Annotated in this window: 3 protein-coding genes and 1 pseudogene; 1 reads left to right on the top strand and 3 read right to left on the bottom strand. The window is 47.6% G+C overall.

Features of this window, described 5'->3' with window-relative positions; all coding sequences use genetic code 11:
- Nucleotides 1-404 precede the first annotated feature (404 nt).
- A complete protein-coding gene (locus RDN66_RS07190) occupies nucleotides 405-884 on the top strand; it encodes an A24 family peptidase (protein ID WP_202217080.1) in 480 nt (159 codons plus the stop codon).
- Here RDN66_RS07190 and bfr read toward each other — a convergent pair.
- The 3 genes and pseudogenes from bfr to tuf all read right to left on the bottom strand — a co-directional run.
- The gene (gene bfr / locus RDN66_RS07185; protein WP_123650842.1) at nucleotides 868-1,344 is read right to left on the bottom strand and encodes a bacterioferritin; all 477 of its coding nucleotides are present in this window, start codon (nucleotides 1,342-1,344) and stop codon (nucleotides 868-870) included. The two genes, RDN66_RS07190 and bfr, sit on opposite strands and share 17 nt — an antisense overlap.
- Nucleotides 1,345-1,416: 72 nt before the next feature.
- Nucleotides 1,417-1,611, bottom strand: a complete 195-nt coding sequence (gene bfd / locus RDN66_RS07180; RefSeq protein ID WP_035894970.1) for a bacterioferritin-associated ferredoxin — start codon at nucleotides 1,609-1,611, stop codon at nucleotides 1,417-1,419.
- 184 nt (nucleotides 1,612-1,795) lie between these two features.
- Nucleotides 1,796-1,951, bottom strand: a pseudogene (gene tuf, locus RDN66_RS07175) (elongation factor Tu); the annotation flags it as partial.

The raw sequence follows: 1,951 nt of genomic DNA, 5'->3' as shown, positions 1-1,951 counted from the left end.
GATACGGATTCTTTGGTTCTGCATGAGACCAGAGCTCCAATTATTTTATAGACGAAATAGTTACTCCTCAAACCCATTACGATTGATGGGAGAGTGTAACCGTTCTTACAGAGTTCCCCAATTGGGAACATTGTCTGGTATCGCTTTCGCAGTACCGGTGGCTCATATCGAACCGCTGTCAATATTAGACAAGCCCGCGCATTATACACAAATACCCATGCGATGCAACTCGTGTTTATAAATTAATCACTGTTTCCTGCGCAGTCGTTCCCAGACGAGTGTGTAAAAATGCAATCCATCGAAGTTATCTGGATAGCGCTTCGCGAATGCAGTGAATGCCTTTTGCTCATCTCCTCTTGCCTGCGCACACTGCCCGCATCCTTCCCGCCAACGGTGCTGACGACATGAGTTTACCCGCCCTCCCCTTCTTTTTTATTTATATGGTGCTAAACGCCTCGCTTTGCTGGCACGACGTGCGCACCGGCCTGCTGCCTAATCGGCTCACCTGCCCTTTGCTGTGGTCAGGGCTGCTTTTTCAGCTCTGCCTGAACCCCACTGCGGATGTCGTGAATGCCCTGTGGGGCGCTCTTGCTGGTTACGGTTTTATGGCTTTTTTGTATTGGGTATACCGAGGAATTCGCAGGCGTGAAGGATTAGGATATGGCGACGTTAAGTACCTGGCAGCACTCGGGGCATGGCACGGTTGGCATCAACTGCCGGGATTACTCCTGACGGCAAGCGTAATGGCCATCGCCTACATTGTTGGCGTAGCCTGCTACCGGCACTCTGTGACAGAGATAAAAAACCCGCTGCCGTTTGGCCCATTTCTGGGGGCTGCGGGTTTTATTATGGCGGGGATGTCCGCGTTTAGCCTTCAACCTTAATTTGTGATTGCAGGTAGTTTTGCAGACCAATTTTGCTAATCAGATCCAACTCGGTTTCCAGCCAGTCTATGTGATGCTCCTCTTCAGTGAGGATAGTAATCAGCATATCGCGGCTCACGTAGTCATGAACGCTATCAGCGTAGGCAATGGCTTCGCGCAAATCCTTCGCACCGTCCAGCTCAAGCTTTAAATCTGATTGCAGCATCTCTTCGACGTCTTCGCCAATATGCAGCTTGCCAAGGTCCTGCAGGTTGGGGATCCCTTCAAGAAATAGAATACGCTCGATGTACTGATCGGCGTGTTTCATTTCATCTATGGATTCGTGATATTCAATATCGTTGAGGCGCATCAGGCCCCAGTTTTTGAACATTCTCGCATGGAGAAAGTATTGGTTGATTGCGACAAGCTCGTTTCCCAATAATTTATTGAGATAATTTATTATCTTAACATCACCTTTCATTATATAGACCCTCCGCTTCCACTTATTGAAGCGTAGAACGGGCTACAGGGATGTCAAAAAAGAAATCCGAGCTTAGGCGATCTCTTTGAACTCTGGCATTTGCATTAATTCGTCTTCCATCACCTCGCGTGCAGCACGAACGCACTTACCGCATTGATTTCCAATAGGAATGCATTTTCTTAATTGCTGGAAAGACTGCGGATGAAACTGGCGCACTGCCTGGCGAATTTTTTTATCGCTGACGCCATTACACAAACAAACGTACATAACCACTCCCGTTCAATTTCTGAACAAAGTGTAAGTGAGAATAATTATGATTACAATAGCCAGACGCGAGAAGTCACGCGAAATAAGGGATCAAATCGTGCGGAAAATATAGTGGGGACGAATAACAAAAAACAAAAAGGGCACCGAAGTGCCCTTTTCAAGTGCAAAACTAATTAATCAATAATTAGCTCATTACTTTAGCAACAACGCCCGCACCTACAGTACGGCCGCCTTCACGGATTGCGAAACGCAGACCGTCGTCCATCGCGATTGGGTGGATCAGAGTCACAACCATCTTGATGTTGTCGCCTGGCATTACCATCTCAACGCCTTCTGGCAG

The sequence above is a fragment of the uncultured Kluyvera sp. genome, assembly GCF_902485085.1.
Lineage (GTDB): Bacteria > Pseudomonadota > Gammaproteobacteria > Enterobacterales > Enterobacteriaceae > Kluyvera > Kluyvera ascorbata.
The sequence above is the reverse complement of the archived record's forward strand: the minus strand, read 5'-3'. Positions and strand labels throughout refer to the sequence as shown.